This is a genomic window from Chlamydia buteonis (genome assembly GCF_900634605.1).
Classification (GTDB): Bacteria; Chlamydiota; Chlamydiia; order Chlamydiales; family Chlamydiaceae; genus Chlamydia; species Chlamydia buteonis.
The window spans coordinates 224,901-243,910 of sequence record NZ_CAAAFM010000001.1; the positions used below are offsets into that span (position 1 = coordinate 224,901).

A 19,010-nucleotide genomic window follows, 5' to 3' on the forward strand; every position below is an offset into this window, starting at 1 on the left:
TTATCTTCTAGATACTGTTACAACAACTTCCTTAAGAGGAGTAATAGGTCGAAGCCCTGCAGGGATTTGAATATCCGAAAGCTTTCTTGTCTGAGACAACCCTAGTGAACGGACATCCAATTCTAAGTAGGGAACAATATCTTTAGGTTTACATACGACACGTAAAGCACGGATAACCTGTCTTAAAGATCCGCCTAATTTTACGCCAACACAATCCACGGCATTCACACAGCGAATTGGAATATTTAATTTCACATCACGATCTTCTATAAGTTCTTCAAAATCTAGGTGGATCACTCTATATGAGGTCACTTGATATTGAATATCTTTAACCAAGGCCTTAATCGTACGACCTTCGTAAGATAAAGAAAAAATTGTAGAAGATAGCGCACCGCTTTCTAGGCTAGATAAAAATTTGCTAAACACGTGAGCATCAACAACAATATTTGCTAGGCTCTTTCCGCCAGAGTAAATAACAGCAGGGATACCTCCTGTTTGACGAATTTTTTTAAGCAAAGATTTTTTATCAGTCTCGCGACTTGTAACTACGAGCTCCATAATGTGCTATTCTCCATAATCTTGAGCTAAAAGAATCCTCTGCAAAACACCTCTTCTCAGAGTTAAAACATGCTTTCCCAGGGACCATTGACTGTCATGTCTGGAACATATATCTGAACAGTTTTCGAGGCAAAATTATAGCCCTATCTCGGAAAAAGTCAATCTTTTCCCTAAAATGAAGTTTTCCTTAACAGAACGACAAACCATGCTGAGGGGAATAAAAAAAAGAAATAACAGAAACCTTGGGGTGAAAGGATTCGAACCTCCGATGCACGGTACCAAAAACCGCTGCCTTACCGCTTGGCTACACCCCAGCATAAGGCTATAGTTTATCTAATCTTCAGTTTTTGAAAATAAGAAAATTACAAAGTGACTAAGAATTTTGCTACAACATCAAGAGGTTATGGCAAAAAATAGACCTTTTCGTCTTGTGATTTTTGTTCTTAGCTTGCTATGACGCGTAGATAAGCTGTAAAAAGAGAAAGCCATGAAAATCATACAAGCTTCTGTAGAATGTGCTCCTTTTATTAAAGCTGGTGGACTGGGTGATGTTGTTTATAGTTTATCGAAAGCATTATCTATCAACCATGACGTTGAAATCCTACTCCCCTTCTATCCTTTTCTATTCCCTGTGTTTTCTTCTCAAGTGCTTGATGAACAAGTTTTTTCTTATAACTTTTTAGGAAGACAAAATGCGACCGCCACCTCCTATGAACATGAAGGGATGACTCTTACTGTGATTACACTGGACTCACAATCGGAGCTTTTCTCAACGTCGACTATCTACACCGAAGATGACACGCTACGTTTCAGTGCTTTTTCTGCTGCTGCTGCTGCATATATTCAAAAATTAGATAAAGTAGATGTTGTGCATATGCATGACTGGCACGTAGGACTTTTAGCTGGACTGTTAAAAGAACCTAATCTTCCTAGCTATCCAAAAAGAATTTTCACAATTCACAACTTTAGTTATCGAGGCTATTGCAGTACACAATTGCTTGGAGCATCTGAAATTAGTGATTTCGGATTGAGCAATTACCAATTATTTAGAGATCCGAGCACGAGTGTCCTACTCAAAGGAGCCTTATATTGTTCTGATTTTATTACTACTGTATCTCCTTCATATGCTCAGGATATACTCAATGATTATTCGGATTATGAAATACACGATGCCATTATGTCTAGACGTCATGTTTTCCGTGGTATTTTGAATGGTATAGATGAAAATATTTGGAATCCAGAAACAGATCCTGCTTTGGTTGTGCGTTATGGTACGAATTTACTTGAGTCTCCTGATATTCTATTTACAAAGAAAGAAGAAAACAGAATCTCCCTATATGAGAAATTAGGGCTGTCTCTTGAATACTCTCCTTTAATGTGTGTAATCTCAAGGATTGTTGAACAAAAAGGTCCTGAGTTTATGAAAGCTGCTATTCTTCATGCTATGGAAAACAGCTATGCTCTAGTCATTGCAGGCACATGCTATGATCAAGAAACGCAAAGACAATTTACCAATTTACAAGAATCTTTAACAACTTCTCCGAATATTCGAATTATTTTGGATTATAATGATCCCCTAGTACGCTTAATTTATGGTGCTGCGGATATGATCTGCATTCCTTCACATTTCGAACCTTGTGGACTTACACAACTTATTGGAATGCGCTATGGAACCGTGCCTCTAGTTAGATCTACTGGGGGTCTTGCTGATACCGTTGCTACGGGGGTCAATGGTTTTACTTTTTCCCATACTGACAACTTCAATGACTTCTTTCATATGTTATCCCAAGCAGTTTCTACCTATAGGCATGAACCTGACGTGTGGTTTCAACTTATTGAAGAGGGCATGTTACGACCATCAGGACTAACAACGATGGCTACCCATTACTTAGAGATCTATAATTCCTTGGTGTGATCGTTTGTCTTAGACTTTGCCCTTTGTAGCATGTGATTCTTATTCACCCAAAAATACTCAGCTCCTGAACATACGGAATAGATAGCCACTATAGACCCAACTACCGAAGCAAAAAGCTCTAGATCTCTCTCAGAAATCATTCCCAGCGAATGAGGGATCATAGCGAGCAAAATCAATAAAAAGCTTATACCCTGTAAAATAGCCTTTAATTTCCCACTCGCTCTAGCAGCTAGTACAACCCCTCGGAAAGCGCATACAGTACGTAATGTACTAATTACAGAGTCCCTAGCGAGAAAAATGAACACAAGAATTAAGGGAAAATTTACCGGAGGTTGAGTAAATGTGAGATATAGAGAAATTCGATAAATACTATCGGCCATAGGATCAAGAAGTTTCCCCAAATCAGTAACCTGAGAAAACTTTCTAGCTATATAGCCATCGATAGCATCAGTAAGCTCCGAGAGGCCTAAAAGAGCTAGTAAAACATAGGGAAGAACCACAGGGGTAATCCCCAGCCACTTTCCTTTAAGATAGAGCAGCATGAAAATTGGCGTTATAAATAGCCGGGAAAAAGTTAGATAATTAGGCAGTCCCACCCCATACCTCTATCAAAAAATTGCTTAAACGAGAACCTCAGCACTATAATGAATGCCTAAGAGACAAATTAAATAGATAAGAATTAGAGCGCAAGTATCGAGTGTTATAATGTTAAAAAACTATTTTTTGAAGATAGTATTTTTTGCTACATGACATCCCCTAGTTCTTTTCTTAGTATTGTTTGTTTTTATTTGTAGTGATATCTTTGCCCTTATTCTTAAGAAAAATCCTCATTTCTAACACTATCTATCGTGTAAACCATGGATTTTTCTACGTTTTTTTTTGATTGGAGTTTTACTATGTCACAACCTCTTACTTTACAAGCAATGATTGCTAAAATTTTACAATTCTGGAGTGAACAGGGGTGTGTGATTCATCAAGGGTATGATCTAGAGGTAGGTGCAGGAACATTCAACCCTGCAACATTTTTGCGTGCTCTAGGTCCGGAGCCTTATCAAACTGCTTATGTAGAGCCTTCTAGACGCCCTCAAGACGGTCGTTATGGCACGCATCCCAACCGCCTTCAAAACTACCACCAACTTCAGGTACTTCTTAAACCAGTCCCCACAAATTTTCTCTCTTTATATAAAGATTCACTGCAAATTATTGGTCTGGATCTTCGTGAGCATGATATTCGTTTTGTCCATGATGATTGGGAAAATCCTACGATTGGCGCCTGGGGTTTAGGTTGGGAAGTATGGCTAAATGGTATGGAAATTACCCAGTTGACCTATTTCCAAGCTATAGGAAGCAAGCCTCTCGATACAATTAGCGGGGAGATTACTTATGGCATTGAACGCATTGCTATGTACCTACAAAAGAAAAACTCCATTTTCGATGTTCTCTGGAGTGATGAACTCACCTATGGAGACGTTACTCGAGCTTCTGAAAAAGCTTGGAGTGAATATAATTTCGATGCTGCCAATACCCAGATGTGGTTAAAACACTTTGAAGACTTTGCTCAAGAGGCTTTAGCTGCGTTAGATAAAGGGTTACCAGTTCCTGCTTACGACTTTGTTATTAAGGCATCTCATGCATTTAATATTCTTGATGCTCGAGGCGTGATTTCTGTTACAGAGCGTACCCGCTACATTACTAGAATTCGTCAATTAGCCCGCGCTGTTGCAGATGGCTATGTAGATTGGCGCGCCTCTTTAAATTACCCATTACTTCGCAACGGGAAGGCTTATAGGGATGTAGATACACAAGTTCTTCCATGTCCTAAAATTGAAACTCCTGAAAATTTCCTATTAGAGATTGGTTCTGAGGAACTTCCAGCAACTTTTGTCCCCATGGGGATTCAGCAGTTAGAATCTTTAGCGAAGAAGCTTTTATCTGATTACAATATTGGCTATGACAGTTTAGAAGTCTTAGGATCTCCAAGAAGACTTGCTTTATTAATTTATAACCTAGAGCCGACAGCCATACAAAAAGCTATTGAGAAGAAAGGCCCTATCCTATCCTCTTTATTTAGTAATTCGGGAGATGTGACTACGCAGGGTGAGCAATTCTTTGCCACTCATAATGTGGATATCCGTCATTATAGGGAGCTTCCACAATACTCTTTGTTCGATATTCGTGAAATCAATGGTGTACAATATCTCTTCCTTCTCTATCCTGAAGTGCGTAAAGACACCGCTGTAATTCTATTCAATGAATTACCTAAATTAATTCAGTCTATGAAATTCCCTAAGAAAATGACCTATGATGATAGTGGTGTAGAATATGCTCGCCCCATTCGCTGGTTAGTTTCTCTATATGGGACCTCTGTGCTTCCTTTTTCCTTTGGGAAAGTTTCTGCTTCGAATATTTCCTGGGGACATCGCCAGTTGGATCCTAGAGAAGTACGCATTCCTTCTTGTGAACGTTATATAGATACACTACGTGATGCATGTGTGATAGTGTCTCACAAAGAACGAAGAGAAATTATTGAACAAGGGTTAAAATCACACAGCTCGGATAATGTTTCACCTATAACCAATCTTCGTTTACTTGAGGAAACCGTTTTCCTTACAGAGCATCCTTTTGTTACTTGTGGACAATTCGATCCTCAGTTTTGTTCACTACCTAAAGAGCTTCTCATTGCTGAAATGGTAAATCACCAAAAATACTTCCCTACACAAAATATAGCTCAACAAATTACCAATCAGTTTATTTTAGTTTGTGACAACTGTCCGAATGACATTATTATTCAAGGGAATGAAAAAGCCTTAACTCCTCGTCTCACCGATGGAGCTTTCCTCTTTGCACAAGATCTAAAAACTCCATTAACAACTTTTGTGGATAAACTAAAATCGGTAACCTACTTTGAAGCTCTTGGCTCACTTTATGACAAAGTACAAAGGTTAAAAGCTCATAAAAAAATAGTTTACCCACTCATGCCTTTATCTTCTGAAGAAGACATAAATACAGCAATAGAGTTCTGTAAAGCAGACTTAGTTTCTGCTGTGGTTAATGAGTTTGCAGAACTTCAAGGTATCATGGGGGAGTATTACCTGAAACATGCGGGATTATCTCATGCATCTGCGGTAGCTATAGGAGAACATTTACGTCATATTACTTATAGTCAAACGGTCTCCAAAACAGGAACTCTATTAAGTCTGCTAGATCGTTTCGATAATTTACTTTCTTGTTTTATATTAAATCTTCGACCGACTTCATCTCATGATCCTTACGCCTTACGCCGTCAGTCTTTAGAGATTCTTAAACTGTTACATGCTTCCGAAGTTTCTCTGGATCTTGAAAGTCTACTTTATCATTTAGCGGATAACTTTCCTTCTACTATTGAAGGGACTTACTGGGATAAACCCGCGGTTATCAAAGATCTCCTAACATTTATATGGGGAAGACTAAAAACCTTCTTAGCCTCGCTAGGATTCAGCAAAGATGAAATTGCTACTGTACTTTCTGACACCTCTGAGAAAAACCCTGTAGAAATTATAAAATCCGCGACAGCCATTCAAGAAATGAAAGCAAATCAAGGAGCTACTTTAGAAAAAATTACAATGACGCATAATCGCTTAAAAAAGATTTTAGCTTCTTTGAAACTCCCTACTAATAAACAGACGTCAATGGAACTTGATCTACAGGAAGCACAGCTAAAAGCTGCTCTCGACCAATTTGATGCATCGGCAAATATTAAGAATAAAAAAGATTATTTCCTCTGTCTTGGAGAACTTACAGACAACATTAATATGTTCTTAAATGAAGTTCATGTTACTAGTGGCAACGAAGAATTACAAAACTTACGCATTCATCTGTTACTAGTAGCTATAGAGAAATTCTCTTCGTATCATTGGGAGTCTCTAAAAAATTAAGAGCAGCTTTTAGCAACAAAAAAGTGGCCTGATAGGTTCCTATCTATGGCCACTTTTCTCAATTCTAAATACATAGGATCTTACAATTCTAGTTGAGTAATATCTAGAAGTGTTTCTTGCGATTCATCGACAACGATAGTTACTAAAAATACTCCAGGTGAAGTCTCAGGGAATTGTGTAGCTGAGAATCTATTCTGAAAATCTTGAACTTTAGATGAATTTTCTTCATCACCGCTTTCAGGTTGTAAAACTGCTATAACTGCTAGATCCTCTAGTGAACATCCAAAGAAATTACTGAGATCAAGTCCTTCCTCAATCAACTCTTCTAAAAGTCGGTTATGCTGATGGCTCATCACAACAATGACTAAAGGAATACCTTCATCTTGGGCATGTTTTAAGGCTGCGTCATAATCTTGGAAGACACAATTACAGCAGTCCTCTAAAACCACTGTACTAGTTGGCTCGTCTATTGCTTGAACCATCTGAGTAGGCAATAAGAAACATGATAATAAAGCTAATAAAATACGCATAAAACTACTTTCCATAATTAAAATGCCCACCACGATAGCAGGAGATAGAGAAAAAAGATATCCCGATTTTAAAAATTCGATGTCGGGATACTTTTAGGAAAAATATGTTTTATCACTAACGTATAGAAATAATTGGCTTTACAGAATCCTCCTCAGGCAAATCTATGGGGGCTATATCCATAATTTTTTCATCTCTATCAGAAATTGATAAGGTAATTAAGTATGTTCCCTTAAGATCTTTGACTTCTGGGAACAACTCCTTAAAGCGTGCTATTTCTGCAAGCATAGGATCAGGAACAGGGGGATAGATTAACAAATTAATGCCTGTAGGACTCAGAACAGTAAAATTAGCATATTTACTTAGCACTGATTCTTCCATATTTATAGCCATAGAGAATAGCTGTTGGAAAGCAACCGTATTTTCATCACTGTATAGAACAATTAAAGTACTCAAGCCCTTCTGTCTTGTCGATTGCAAGCAATCTGGGTAAGAGTGAAATATAGAAGGGTGTTTTATTGAAATATCTTCGACCTGTTGGTCATTTTCTTCATCTTTCAATGATGTGGTTGTTTCTCCTCCGATGGCTGGTAGGACTAACAACAGCGAGAGTATTGATAACAAGATGTGCATAAGGCACCTCCATTGCTAGTTTCGGTGAAACAAGAAGGGTTAGGATACCAAAGCCTTAGTTTTAAGCATAGTGCGTTTTAATTTTAAAATGGTAATAACTTCAATTATCCGATTAAAATATATGAAAAACAAACATTATATTATTAATTATCAGGCGTTTATAGGTATTCGCCTGATAATTTTAGACCATAACAGATTAGCATTATGGGTCCATAAAAGTTGAAACGGAAGCAGGAACAACTCTGAGTACTTTTTCATGACCCTTAGGACTTATAGTAATAAGAATCACGCAAGGTTCTCGAAGATCTAACTCCCAAAAACGATCCTGGAAATCCCCCATATACAACACCATGGGATCGATTTTAGGATAATAATCAATAGAACTAATTAGACCTCGTTGAAGGACAACTATATTGCAGAAATCTGCTAAAGCTTTGGGGAAACAAAAATTCTTATCGACTAGGGGTGACCAAATCTTTTCAAGACTAGGGTTAAAATAAACGAAAATACAGCACTTGCCCTTTTCCACAGCATCTTGATAAGCGTAGTGATACGAATAACATACTCTTTCGCCATTAGAAAGTTGCACATATTGCGGTGGGGAAAACTTATCGGGAACAACATCTTCTTGATCCTTTAAAGGCAACTCTCGCCCCCACATAGATAAAGAAGAGGTTAGTAAAAAAAGAAGAAAACAACAAAAACGCATAAAATTTATCCCTACTTATCAAGATTTATGAAAGCAAAACAGGCTGCGATTTTCAATCAACAGCCCGCCAACTTCTCAAGAAAAGATAAAACAACAGAGATATAAAATCACCATTTGTAAAAATTTTATTACAAAATGTGAATAAAAACTCTAGATAACCCCATTTCTGGCTATTAAAGTTTCTAACTCGACTGCCTGCTGATTTTGCCACTCTTGAAGTAAAACAGTAGCACCATAACCCAAACCAGCAACCTTGGCAACTTCACCTGCACGACTAGCCAAAGAACTGCGACGTGCAGCCGCTAACCCAATAGCTTCTGAAACAGTGAACCCTCGAGTGTGATTTGATTCCGTGACCACCCCTCCAAAACATACAGTCCAGGATAGAATCGGCAAAAGAAACTTGAAAGTTTTCATAAAAATCAACAAATTAACAAATTAACAACGCACAATTTTATATTAAACTTATTAATTTTTCAATCTTTACAAAAAGTTTATAATTAATTAGGCCTATGAAAACTAATAAAATAGGAGGCTAACATTCCTGTGGCTCTACCTGTGGCTCTAAAAGAGTAATTATGACTCTATCTTTGCGTAAACGAACGTAATCCTCTAGAATGGACAGCTTTTCTTCCTGAGCACTTTTCGACTGCCTTGATAAGGGGTGGCATTGCTCTTTCCATTGGCGATCTGCAAGCTTTTGTAAAGATTGTACAAACACTGTTTCGAGACAATCGGTATTCATACGGCGTTTTATGAGTAATTCTATGATTACCCTATCTTCTAATAAGGAGAGAGCTTCGTCAAAAGGAAGATTACTTTGGTGTTTTTCGTAATATTCGATGAGACGAGAAAATAGTTTCCTACATTCAGGGTGTTTGAAATCCATAGCCGTAAAATAATTTTTCGCTGTGTGCGGGATACTAGTGTGGTGCGTTTTACAAAATAACATACAACGCAAAACATCTGTTTCAATAATCACATCGGAATGAATTTTCGGTAATTTCTCTTTATTAACTACAGAAGATTTGGCGGGTGTAATTCCCGATTCTAGTTTCGCTAGAGAAAATACCATGCTTTCTGGAATCATCATTAAAGAAGCTAATTGCTTGAGATGTTCATAAACAACAATGGGGTTCCCCCATTTTTTAATTTGTGTAATAGTCTCCTCGATGACTAGAGCCTTTTCTCTTGGGGAGAAATTCGGATAAACGCGCATTTTTTGACTGATAAGAAAAGTAAGATAGTCTTCACTTTGATCTAATAATTCTCCAAGAAACCCTGCTCCCTTATGCATCAAAAAAGAATCCGGATCTTCTCCTTGAGGCAGACGGCATACCATAGCAGCAATACCCGCCATCTGACACATATCGCCAACGCGCACGGCTGCTTTTATGCCAGCATCATCACCATCAAAAAGCAAATACGCTTTAAGCACCCCTAATTTACTTAACTCTTTTACGTGATCTTCAGTAAATGAAGTGCCCTGGGCGGCCAAAGTACAATTGAATCCCGAGTCTATCATTTGCAAGCAATCTACTTGCCCTTCAACTAAAATAACGCGTTTTTCTTTTGCGATTCGTCTTCGTGATAGATGCAGTCCAAAAAGAGCTCGAGACTTTTTAAAGATAATTGTTTCAGGAGTATTTACATACTTACTCCCCCGCGTGTTTTCCAAAAATTTTCTTGATGAAAAACCAATAGTATGCCCTAGAGAATCGTGTATAGGGAAGATGATTCTACGAGAAAATAAAAACCACTTATTCCCTATAAAACCTGCATCTTCCAGTTGTTTTTCTGAAATATCTTTTTCTCGCATCGCGTGAACAAATAAAGTTTGTTCTGGGGCATAGCCTAAATGAAAACGACCTACTGTATCAGGAGAAAATCCTCGACGATATAAATATTGTAAAGCCTCCCTACCCTCAGCAAGTTGATATAAACAAAAACGAAATAGTTTTTCTGCCTCAGCGTTAATCTGGCGTAATTCATCCTTAGCCCCTGTAGCAAACGGTGATTGGGCATCTTTAATCTTAATAACAAGGTCAACATGGAATTTTTTTGATAAAGTGAGAACAGCTTCACTAAATGAATACCCAAGATGATTCATTAAAAAGCTAATAGCATCACCATGAGCTCCACAGCCAAAACAGTGATAATATGCACCTGTTGGATTAACAATAAACGAGGGGGTTTTCTCAATATGAAAAGGACAACACGCTTTATAGGTACCCCCACTTCTTTTTAAATGGAGGTGTTCCGAAAGCACTTCGATAATATCAATACTGTGTCTAAGATTATCTAAACTTTCTTCCGTGTACATAGGTTGTAATCTTCATTGTTCCTTGGTTATGCCATAATCACCGCTTTAAAAGAAAGGCAGCGCGTCTTATGAATCAGCTATCAACAAAACTCTAAGAGAAACCCATCTTGATCCCGAAGAATAAATATAGTAACCTAGCGGGCTAATGCATAGGAAAATCCGGCAAAATCTCTATGGTCTTTTACAAGAGTTTGCTAATCTAACCAGCAGTTATTAATTTATGGAATAGCAAAATTGCTAGGCGTTCTCTTCCACTAGGCTAGGTTAATCTCTAGGTAATACTTTTCCCCAAAGAAGAACTATGACATCAAAAAAAACTACACCTATGATGAAGCAATGGCATCAATGCAAGGAGAAAGCAGGAGAGTCGCTCCTTCTCTTTCGTATGGGGGATTTTTATGAGGCTTTCTATGATGATGCGATTGTGCTTTCTCAAAATCTGGATATTACTCTCACACAAAGACAAGGAATTCCTATGAGTGGGATTCCTGTATCTACAATTAATGGATATATAGATCGTTTGGTGAGTAAAGGATTTAAAGTTGCTGTTGCTGAGCAACTTGATGAGGCACAGGATAGCAAAGGGAAGTCCGAACCCTTATCGAGAGAGTTGCAAAGATTTATTACTCCAGGAACACTACTCTCATCTTCATTACTTCCTGAAAAAGCCAACAACTACATCATATCTATCAACCGTGTTGGAGCACTTTTTGGATTTGCATGCTTAGATTTTTCTACAGGATCCTTTCTACTACAAGAATATGATAACATGAAAGATCTTGTAGACGAAATTTGTCGTTTAGCACCTACAGAAATCTTAAGTTGCGACAAGTTCTATAAAAAACATTCTGATATCATCGAACAAATTCAACAACATTTAAAACTTACTTTATCTACTTATGCGGATTGGGCGTTTGAACATCAATTTGCCACTCAAAAGTTGTCTCTACATTTCAATGTGTCATCTTTAGATGGATTTGGTCTTAAAGGTCTAGTCCCAGCAATCAATTCTGCTGGTGCCTTACTTTCTTATCTCCAAGATAAGCTCCTCTTACCCGTAGAGCACATTTCCATACCTAAAACACAAGGAAATCAAAAACACCTACTTGTAGATACTGCATCTCAGGTAAACCTTGAGCTATTGACTCCTATTCACGATCCTCAAGGGAAAAGTTCTCTACTTCATGTTATGGAACGTACCAGCACTCCTATGGGAGGTAGGTTATTACGTAATACATTAGTTAATCCTTTTTATGACCAAAAAGAAATACTACTGCGTCAAGATGCTGTAGAATTTCTTTTAGATCGTTCAGAATTAAGAAAAAACCTTAGATCTTTTCTTTCTCAAGTCCGTGACCTTGAACGTTTAACTACGAAAATTACTACCTCTTTAGCAGGTCCCAAAGATATTGGGATGCTCCGCGACTCATTAAATGCAAGTATACGTGTATGTGAGATCCTTTCTCCTTTACCCCTACCGAAATTTTTCCAAGGGAAATTTACTTTATCTATAGGTTTAACTTCTCTATTAGAATTACTCTCTAATGCTCTTTTAGGAGAATTACCTTTAAGAACTTCCGAAGGTAATATTTTTTGTGATAATCATCATCCTGATCTGCAACGCCTACGCTATACCCGAGAAAATTCAAAGGAATGGTTATGGCAATATCAGGAAACAATTCGCAAGCAAACAGGAGTGAAAAAACTTAAGGTTTGTTATTCCCAGGTGCTTGGCTACTATATAGAAGTAAGTAGTGATTTTGCTCCTTTATTACCCAAAGAATTTATCCGTCGTCAATCACGTCTACACGCAGAACGTTTCACAACAGAGAAACTACAAGAATTTCAAGACGATATGTTAAATATCTCAGACAAACTGCAGACATTAGAAACGCAACTATTTAAAGATTTATGTGCACAAATTCTTCAACAGCGCGAAGAAATTCTGTCTCTGTCTCAAGTGATCGCGGATATCGACTACATCCTTTCTCTGTCTGATCTTGCAGCAGAGTATAATTACTGTCGCCCTATCGTAGACACTAGCGATTCCCTATCCATATCAGGAGGGATTCATCCTGTTGCCCAAACTCTATTAGATAAGGGGACTTTTATTCCTAATGATATAAAAATGCACAGCACGCGAACGCGAATGATTTTAATTACTGGGCCAAATATGGCAGGGAAATCTACATATATCCGACAAATAGCCCTACTTGTCATCATGGCACAAATGGGTTCGTTTATTCCTGCGAAATCTGCCCATATTGGTATGATTGACAAGATTTTCACACGAATAGGTGCTGGAGACAATCTATCTAAAGGGATGTCAACATTTATGGTAGAAATGGCAGAAACCGCCAATATCCTACATAATGCTACTGATCGATCTTTAGTTATACTTGATGAAGTTGGTCGTGGGACAAGTACCTACGATGGTTTAGCAATTGCACAATCTGTCGTAGAATATTTGCTATTCACTGAAGGGAAAAAAGCAAAAACACTATTTGCGACTCACTACAAAGAACTCACAGATTTAGAAAATCACTGCCCGCATGTAGAAAATTTCCATGCTGGCGTGAAGGAAAATGGTGGTCAACCTGTGTTCCTCTATGAGATTCTTAAGGGACATTCCCAGAAAAGTTTTGGAATACATGTTGCGAAACTTGCTGGCTTTCCTCTTTGTGTGATATCGAGGGCGCAACAGATCTTACGTCAACTAGAAGGCCCGGAAGCGACTTCTAAACAACCTCAAGAAAAAGAGCAGCAGCTCACGTTGTTTTAATCATGCGTGTAAAGGATTTTACTCCAAAACTGATTCCAACATCTCCAGGTGTTTATCTAATGAAAGACAGCTCTGGAGAAGTATTGTATATCGGGAAAGCAAAAAACTTACGCAATCGCATAAGCACCTACTTTCAAAAACAAGGGGATTCTAGAGAAAGAATTCCTTTCCTCATGAAAAAAACAACAGACATAGAAACAATTTTAGTTTCTAACGAAACAGAAGCTTATCTTTTAGAAAACAATCTAATAAAAAAGTATCATCCGAAATACAATGTTCTTTTAAAAGACGATAAAACCTTTTTTTGCCTAGCCATATCTCTAACTCATCTTTGGCCAAAAATAGATGTTGTTCGTACTAAAGCTGTTACCTCTTCCAAAAAGCAGATAATTTTTGGTCCGTATGTGAGTGCAGAAGCCTGTCGAACTCTTTTAGAAGTTATCAGTCAGTGGTTCCCCTTGCGCACCTGTTCTAACCATGAATTTGCTTCAAGAAAACGTCCGTGTATTCTTTATGAGATGAAACGTTGTTTAGCACCTTGTGTGAACTTATGTTCTCATGAGGAATATGAACAAACTTTAGAGAAGGCTGTTTTATTTTTAAAAGGCCAAATTTCGGAAATCGTCCAAGACTTAGAGAAATCTATCGAGAAAGCCTCTAAGGAACAAAAATTTGAACAAGCAGGGATGTATTACCGGACATTAAAACTTATCCAACAAGCTATGGTAAAACAGCATGTAGAGAAATTCCATTTTCAAAATATAGATGCTATTGGTCTCTATCGAAAATACCAGAAGACTGTCATCACTATATTAACAATACGTTCTGGGAAGTTACTCGGAGCGCGTCATTTTCCGTTTTCAGAAAATGCTCAAGAAGATTCAGATTTGCTTTCCTCTTTTATATTACAGTACTACGCAAACCAACCTCAAACTCCTAAAGAAATTCTTACTCCTACTCCCCTAAATATTCCTGATCTTGCATGTTTATTAAATAAAGATAGCCCACCACAGCTACGTTCTCCAAAAACAGGTTATGGTAGAGAATTACTCAACTTAGCCAAAAATAATGCTCAGGTGCACGCAGAGACAACTATACAATCCTCGGCACTACCTTATGAGGAGATGAAGAAAATTCTGAAATGCCCTGATTATCCTTACCGTATAGAGTGTTATGATAATGCGCATCTACGAGGATCTCATGCTGTTGGCGTATACATTGTCTATGAAAACGATGCCTTGTCTCCCAAAGACTATAGAACATTCTCTATTTCCTCCTCTGCTTATAATGACTTGGCTGCTTTCCGTGAGGTGTTATCTCGAAGATTTATCTCGCTCACTTCATCTATTCCCGATATGATTCTTATAGATGGAGGTCGTACGCAATACGCACAAGCAAAGAAAACATTAAAAGAACTAAATCTTACAGGGATTCAAGTTGTTTCGATAGCTAAAGAAGCTGGCAGCCACAGCAGCTCATTAAAAAACGAAAAACTATTTTGTGATACGTTTCCCCAAGGAGTGCTACTCTCTCCCACATCAAAGCTATTACAATTTTTCCAGAAACTCAGGGATGAGGCACATAGATTTGCAATTAGTAGGCATCGAAAAAAACGTCACAAAGACTTCTTATTGCCCAAGGAAAAGATTCCCGGAATTGGCGAGATAAAAAGAAAACGTTTATTACAAAAATTTAAAAGCTGGGAACAAGTTATGAAAGCTTCCCAAGGAGAGCTTGAAGCTATCCCTGGGCTAACGAAAAAAGACATTCAACATTTGCTGGCTAAGCAAGCTGAAGATATGTATCTAGAAGACTGAAAAGTGGCTTACTCTTCAACTTCTTCTTTTATCTCCTCTAAAAAGTCCTCTGCTGAGGGTAAGTCTGCTACACACAACTCTTCTATTTCATCCTCTGACTCTGATTCAGAGCGATCCTTAGGTTGAGTTAACCCTTTGATAATCACATGAACTGAAGCAACGTGAAGACCTGTATACTCAGATATTTCAGAAACTATACATCCTTGTATTTCTTCAGTTTTTTCTGGTATAGAAACACCATAATCAACGTTTACTTCGACACGAACTTTTACTAGATGATTTTTAGAATCTTGTTCTACATAGATTCCCTTCATTCTCTCGATATCTCTACCGAATAAGGTATCAATTAAATTACCCCCTAAAAGAGAAACTCCATTGATTTTAGCTAAACAATGCAAAATAATTACTTGAATTACACGAGTTTCTATGTCACGGCTAAATACAGTCTCTGGAAACTCAATTTCTTTCACATCTAATTTTAAATTCTGCTTATCCATATTCCTCCTATGTGCCTATTTCGCTAGCGAGAAATGTACTCTATAGAAATAATAAGCGCTAGTGATTAGTCTAATGGTCAACCGGTTAATATGCTACCCTCAATGCTACCTATTTCTTTTTTTCTGATTTACATTCTGTTAGGGTTTGTATCCGCTTATCTGGCCGTGAAAAAAAATCGCAACCCGATCGGCTGGTTTCTTGCGGGAATGTGTTTCGGATTCTTCGGGATCATTATTCTCCTTATCCTTCCTGATCTCCCTCCAAAGAACGATAACTCGACCCCCTCTTCTGATGAAAACGAACCATCTAATAACATTTTACACTCTATTCTAGAGGATTCTTCTGTAATTTCATCTCCACCCCCTGTTATGCAAGTTCCTAGGGATACAGAAAAATGGTTTTATCTAAATACACAAAAAGAAAGTGTAGGTCCTTTGTTCTTAGAGGACTTACTTGTATTCTTAAGAGACAAAAATAAACACGCTAAAGAAAATACAAATCCCGAAGACATCTGGGTATGGAGAAAAGGTATGGAAAACTGGGAAAGAGTAAGAAATATCCCAGAATTAAATGAGGCGTTAAAAATTCTTAAGTAAAATAAAAAACCTTCAACACCCCTTTTATCAGCGTGGGCACGATATGAGGATTCTCTACCAGCTTGCTTTGATGACTCCGGGAATTTCACCCATAGAAGCCATTTGCCTAAAACAAATTCTAGAAATAGCGAACTTTCTCAAATAACCACGAGGACGACCCGTTAACAAGCATCGATTATGTAAACGAATAGGAGCCGTGTCTCTTTTCATTTTATTCAGTGCAACACGTGCATTTTCCTTCTCTTCTTCGCTAGCGGTTAAGCTTTTTGCAATTTTGCGAAGCTCACTTCTTTTTTTGTAGTTCGCCTCTACTAATTTTCGGCGCTTATTTTCTCTCGCTACTGCTGACTTTTTCGCCATGCGTTCTTACCTAAAACTTATTAAATTATTTTTTACGTGCAGGTCCTGTTTGACGTTGCTTACGATTAGGGTCTATCTTATTAATAACATAAAGACGCCCTTTACGACGCACAAGCTTATCTCCCTTTGAAGGATCTGCTTTAATAGATGAACTCACTTTCATGAAAATTATCCCCTCGTGGCCCCTCTCTAAAATGCCGAGAAAGACGCTCTAAATTATGGAATATCGCTAAAAGGGACTAATTTAACCCCTTCCGTACTTTTTGACAACAGGAGACTTCAGCTGATTACAAGTTCCGCGCGCAAATGCGATAATCTCTTCAGTTCTCTTGAATTTATTAACCCAATTTTATAAACTTACGCGTAGTTTTTTCTAGTGTAATCATTCCATGGGCTAGAAAACTTAGAAACCAATAGGAAGGTACTGTGAAACGGACTTATCAGCCTAGTAAAAGGAAGCGTCGAAATTCTGTAGGTTTCCGTGCTCGTATGGCTACAAAAAATGGAAGAAATTTACTGAATCGCCGTCGTCGTCATGGCAGACACAATCTAATCGACCTATAAAATATTTTGTTTTGTGCATCGATCAACTTTACCCAAGCGCGCCCGTGTATTAAAGAGACGGCAATTTCTTTATATATCACGAGCAGGATCCCACTGCCAAGGTAGTCAGGTTATTTTTCATGTTGCTCCATCTAAATATTCTGGATGTTGCAAGTTAGGGATAACTGTGTCCAAAAAGTTTGGGAAAGCCAATAAAAGAAATTACTTTAAACGCATTGTGCGCGAGGCCTTTCGTTTAAAGCGCCATTCTTTGCCTTCTTGTCAAATTGTTGTCATGCCCAAAAATAAACACCAGCCTAAATTTGAAGAGTTGCTTCAAGATTTTACTCAACAAATTCCAGAAGCACTCAACAGCAAATTTTCAAAAAACAAGTCTACGATTGGAGGCGAATGTAGTCCAAAGAATGAGAAATATGAGAGCGGACTTCTTTAGGGGCTGTTTCGAAAGCAACTTCAGCGTGTTGTAAAGCACTTTTCCATTGATCAGAGTCTAGGTAAAACTGAGCTATCATCATCTCTATTCTCCAGACATTTTCTTGATCCTGGTGTCCGAACTCTGTTAAATAAGCTTCTAAAGGTGCTATTACTTGACTAGGGTCCTGACTCACTCCTTCTTGAGATCTTTTAGCCAATTCTTGGAACTCAATTAAAGCCACGGTAAAGTGTGTATGTTTTTCATTTTTAGGATCTTTATTGAGTAATTTACGCTTTACTTTTTGACATTCTTCAGAATCCATTTTACCGCCTTCAACAAGAAGACGATATTTTTCTGATAAGAAGAAGTAGTCATCATTGCGCACCCCTAATTCTAAAGCTTTTGCTATGAAATCCTTGCATGAAATCTCTTCAGAAAGTCGGTAATACTTCTGGAGTTCTTCCATAGACAATGTATGCATAACTGGATAGGCATTGTTGAGTAAGCAGTCACTTTCAACAATATGGCATAAGCTTTCACCTAGATTTTCTCCAGTTTCATTACCAAAAGACCCGATTTTATAAATTTCTCTTCCATCATGAGAAAGTAAAAGAAGAGAAGGAAACTCATCAATTTTGAACTTAGTTTTTAGATATGTATTTTGTGTATGCAAGGCTTCACTTTGAGAAGAATGCCTAGGAAAATCGACTTCCAAACATATAAAATTCCCGTTTATCTTTTGAGCAAATTCCGTAGAAGCAAGAACCTCTTTACGAATCTTCATGCATAAAGCATTCCAATCGGAACCGGAAAAAAAGATTAACATGGGCAATTCGGAATCGCGGCTTTTTTTCACAGCCTCGTTATAATCTAGATGCCACAAAATCTTAGAAGAACTCTCTTGAACAACGCCATGCAAACTTACAGAACTTGCACCTAATAGAAACGTTGTTAATACCTTCAGTTGCTTCAAAAAACATTTCTTCACAATCTGTAACAGGATCATGGGCTTCCTCTCCTTCTCCTAGTCAATAGGACGCAACTCGTTCTATTTAGGCGTCACAGAATGCTCTCAGGGCATTCTATCAACTATTCTTGTTGTATAGTCTTTTTTTTATTAAAACGAAATAAAAAACACCAATTAAAAATTTTAATCTCTTTCTACAATCAAACACATATTCTATGGGATTAAATAATCATGTATTTCTTAGGAATATTTATGCGTAAAACCCTTAAAATAATTCTTTTTATAAATAATCCTAGTTTACTAGTTCCTTTGCTGTATTCCTTAGAAAACCATGGATTGGGAAACTATCTTGTGCTACAGTTTCAACAAAAACATTCATTTTTCATATTGAGGCGTTAGTCTAGCACCTTGAAACAAGCCTAATCTACGCT

At 37.7% G+C, this 19,010-nt stretch carries 18 protein-coding genes and 1 tRNA gene; 7 read left to right on the forward strand and 12 right to left on the reverse strand.

The window, feature by feature from the left end:
* Both E1N70_RS00980 and E1N70_RS00985 read right to left on the reverse strand, forming a co-directional pair.
* Positions 1–558 carry a 50S ribosomal protein L25/general stress protein Ctc gene (locus tag E1N70_RS00980; protein WP_131743725.1) on the reverse strand — a complete coding sequence of 186 codons (558 nt, stop codon included), beginning with the start codon at positions 556–558 and terminating at the stop codon, positions 1–3.
* 242 nt (positions 559–800) lie between these two features.
* A tRNA-Gln gene (locus E1N70_RS00985) sits at positions 801–872 on the reverse strand.
* Positions 873–1,045: 173 nt separating this feature from the next.
* On the opposite strand from E1N70_RS00985, the gene glgA reads away from it, so the two are divergent.
* Complete coding sequence (gene glgA / locus E1N70_RS00990) at positions 1,046–2,473, forward strand: glycogen synthase GlgA (protein ID WP_131743726.1); 1,428 nt, start codon at positions 1,046–1,048, stop codon at positions 2,471–2,473.
* Here glgA and pgsA read toward each other — a convergent pair.
* Positions 2,455–3,069, reverse strand: a complete 615-nt coding sequence (gene pgsA / locus E1N70_RS00995; protein ID WP_131743727.1) for a CDP-diacylglycerol--glycerol-3-phosphate 3-phosphatidyltransferase — start codon at positions 3,067–3,069, stop codon at positions 2,455–2,457. The genes glgA and pgsA overlap by 19 nt on opposite strands.
* Positions 3,070–3,369: 300 nt before the next feature.
* Between pgsA and E1N70_RS01000 the strand changes: the two genes are divergently transcribed.
* The gene (locus tag E1N70_RS01000) at positions 3,370–6,387 is read left to right on the forward strand and encodes a glycine--tRNA ligase (protein WP_131743728.1); all 3,018 of its coding nucleotides are present in this window, start codon (positions 3,370–3,372) and stop codon (positions 6,385–6,387) included.
* 80 nt (positions 6,388–6,467) lie between these two features.
* On the opposite strand, the gene E1N70_RS01005 is transcribed toward E1N70_RS01000, so the two are convergent.
* The 5 genes from E1N70_RS01005 to dnaG all read right to left on the reverse strand — a co-directional run bounded on the left by E1N70_RS01005 (position 6,468) and on the right by dnaG (position 10,580).
* Positions 6,468–6,917 carry a CT795 family Sec-dependent secreted effector gene (locus E1N70_RS01005; RefSeq protein ID WP_208638298.1) on the reverse strand — a complete coding sequence of 150 codons (450 nt, stop codon included), beginning with the start codon at positions 6,915–6,917 and terminating at the stop codon, positions 6,468–6,470.
* Positions 6,918–7,032: 115 nt separating this feature from the next.
* Entirely contained in the window at positions 7,033–7,548 is a 516-nt protein-coding gene (locus tag E1N70_RS01010) for a CT795 family Sec-dependent secreted effector (RefSeq protein ID WP_131743729.1), read from the reverse strand.
* A gap of 202 nt (positions 7,549–7,750) precedes the next feature.
* Complete coding sequence (locus E1N70_RS01015) at positions 7,751–8,257, reverse strand: CT795 family Sec-dependent secreted effector (protein ID WP_131743730.1); 507 nt, start codon at positions 8,255–8,257, stop codon at positions 7,751–7,753.
* Between the two features lie 150 nt (positions 8,258–8,407).
* Complete coding sequence (locus E1N70_RS01020) at positions 8,408–8,674, reverse strand: hypothetical protein (RefSeq protein ID WP_208638287.1); 267 nt, start codon at positions 8,672–8,674, stop codon at positions 8,408–8,410.
* 118 nt (positions 8,675–8,792) lie between these two features.
* Positions 8,793–10,580, reverse strand: a complete 1,788-nt coding sequence (gene dnaG, locus E1N70_RS01025; protein WP_131743731.1) for a DNA primase — start codon at positions 10,578–10,580, stop codon at positions 8,793–8,795.
* A 301-nt stretch (positions 10,581–10,881) separates the two neighbouring features.
* On the opposite strand from dnaG, the gene mutS reads away from it, so the two are divergent.
* Together mutS and uvrC are read left to right on the forward strand one after the other, a co-directional pair.
* A complete protein-coding gene (gene mutS, locus E1N70_RS01030; RefSeq protein ID WP_131743732.1) occupies positions 10,882–13,362 on the forward strand; it encodes a DNA mismatch repair protein MutS in 2,481 nt (826 codons plus the stop codon).
* 2 nt (positions 13,363–13,364) lie between these two features.
* On the forward strand, positions 13,365–15,179 hold the full coding sequence (gene uvrC / locus E1N70_RS01035; RefSeq protein WP_131743733.1) for an excinuclease ABC subunit UvrC: 1,815 nt from the start codon (positions 13,365–13,367) through the stop codon (positions 15,177–15,179).
* A gap of 8 nt (positions 15,180–15,187) precedes the next feature.
* On the opposite strand, the gene E1N70_RS01040 is transcribed toward uvrC, so the two are convergent.
* Positions 15,188–15,676 carry an Asp23/Gls24 family envelope stress response protein gene (locus tag E1N70_RS01040; RefSeq protein ID WP_006344406.1) on the reverse strand — a complete coding sequence of 163 codons (489 nt, stop codon included), beginning with the start codon at positions 15,674–15,676 and terminating at the stop codon, positions 15,188–15,190.
* A 90-nt stretch (positions 15,677–15,766) separates the two neighbouring features.
* Here E1N70_RS01040 and E1N70_RS01045 point away from each other — a divergent pair, with 90 nt between their 5' ends.
* Complete coding sequence (locus E1N70_RS01045) at positions 15,767–16,273, forward strand: DUF4339 domain-containing protein (RefSeq protein ID WP_131743734.1); 507 nt, start codon at positions 15,767–15,769, stop codon at positions 16,271–16,273.
* A 54-nt stretch (positions 16,274–16,327) separates the two neighbouring features.
* Here the strand turns inward: E1N70_RS01045 and rpsN are convergent, their stop codons facing one another.
* Entirely contained in the window at positions 16,328–16,633 is a 306-nt protein-coding gene (gene rpsN / locus E1N70_RS01050; RefSeq protein WP_006343494.1) for a 30S ribosomal protein S14, read from the reverse strand.
* A 25-nt stretch (positions 16,634–16,658) separates the two neighbouring features.
* Positions 16,659–16,796, reverse strand: coding sequence for a 50S ribosomal protein L36 (gene rpmJ, locus E1N70_RS01055; RefSeq protein ID WP_006343495.1), 138 nt, complete (start codon positions 16,794–16,796; stop codon positions 16,659–16,661).
* Between the two features lie 263 nt (positions 16,797–17,059).
* Here rpmJ and rpmH point away from each other — a divergent pair, with 263 nt between their 5' ends.
* Positions 17,060–17,197 carry a 50S ribosomal protein L34 gene (rpmH, locus tag E1N70_RS01060; protein ID WP_006344410.1) on the forward strand — a complete coding sequence of 46 codons (138 nt, stop codon included), beginning with the start codon at positions 17,060–17,062 and terminating at the stop codon, positions 17,195–17,197.
* A 13-nt stretch (positions 17,198–17,210) separates the two neighbouring features.
* A complete protein-coding gene (gene rnpA / locus E1N70_RS01065; protein WP_131743735.1) occupies positions 17,211–17,630 on the forward strand; it encodes a ribonuclease P protein component in 420 nt (139 codons plus the stop codon).
* Here the strand turns inward: rnpA and E1N70_RS01070 are convergent.
* A complete protein-coding gene (locus E1N70_RS01070) occupies positions 17,572–18,618 on the reverse strand; it encodes a thioredoxin family protein (RefSeq protein ID WP_131743736.1) in 1,047 nt (348 codons plus the stop codon). The two genes, rnpA and E1N70_RS01070, sit on opposite strands and share 59 nt — an antisense overlap.
* Positions 18,619–19,010: the final 392 nt, after the last annotated feature.

What these genes read in the sequence shown, in the direction of transcription:
- E1N70_RS00980 (WP_131743725.1), bottom strand. Translation starts at nt 558, where the DNA reads ATGGAGCTCGTAGTTACAAGTCGCGAGACTGATAAAAAATCTTTGCTT.
- glgA (WP_131743726.1), top strand. Translation starts at nt 1,046, where the DNA reads ATGAAAATCATACAAGCTTCTGTAGAATGTGCTCCTTTTATTAAAGCT.
- E1N70_RS01000 (WP_131743728.1), top strand. Translation starts at nt 3,370, where the DNA reads ATGTCACAACCTCTTACTTTACAAGCAATGATTGCTAAAATTTTACAA.
- E1N70_RS01005 (WP_208638298.1), bottom strand. Translation starts at nt 6,917, where the DNA reads ATGCGTATTTTATTAGCTTTATTATCATGTTTCTTATTGCCTACTCAG.
- E1N70_RS01010 (WP_131743729.1), bottom strand. Translation starts at nt 7,548, where the DNA reads ATGCACATCTTGTTATCAATACTCTCGCTGTTGTTAGTCCTACCAGCC.
- E1N70_RS01015 (WP_131743730.1), bottom strand. Translation starts at nt 8,257, where the DNA reads ATGCGTTTTTGTTGTTTTCTTCTTTTTTTACTAACCTCTTCTTTATCT.
- E1N70_RS01020 (WP_208638287.1), bottom strand. Translation starts at nt 8,674, where the DNA reads ATGAAAACTTTCAAGTTTCTTTTGCCGATTCTATCCTGGACTGTATGT.
- dnaG (WP_131743731.1), bottom strand. Translation starts at nt 10,580, where the DNA reads ATGTACACGGAAGAAAGTTTAGATAATCTTAGACACAGTATTGATATT.
- mutS (WP_131743732.1), top strand. Translation starts at nt 10,882, where the DNA reads ATGACATCAAAAAAAACTACACCTATGATGAAGCAATGGCATCAATGC.
- uvrC (WP_131743733.1), top strand. Translation starts at nt 13,365, where the DNA reads ATGCGTGTAAAGGATTTTACTCCAAAACTGATTCCAACATCTCCAGGT.
- E1N70_RS01040 (WP_006344406.1), bottom strand. Translation starts at nt 15,676, where the DNA reads ATGGATAAGCAGAATTTAAAATTAGATGTGAAAGAAATTGAGTTTCCA.
- E1N70_RS01045 (WP_131743734.1), top strand. Translation starts at nt 15,767, where the DNA reads ATGCTACCCTCAATGCTACCTATTTCTTTTTTTCTGATTTACATTCTG.
- rpsN (WP_006343494.1), bottom strand. Translation starts at nt 16,633, where the DNA reads ATGGCGAAAAAGTCAGCAGTAGCGAGAGAAAATAAGCGCCGAAAATTA.
- rpmJ (WP_006343495.1), bottom strand. Translation starts at nt 16,796, where the DNA reads ATGAAAGTGAGTTCATCTATTAAAGCAGATCCTTCAAAGGGAGATAAG.
- E1N70_RS01070 (WP_131743736.1), bottom strand. Translation starts at nt 18,618, where the DNA reads ATGATCCTGTTACAGATTGTGAAGAAATGTTTTTTGAAGCAACTGAAG.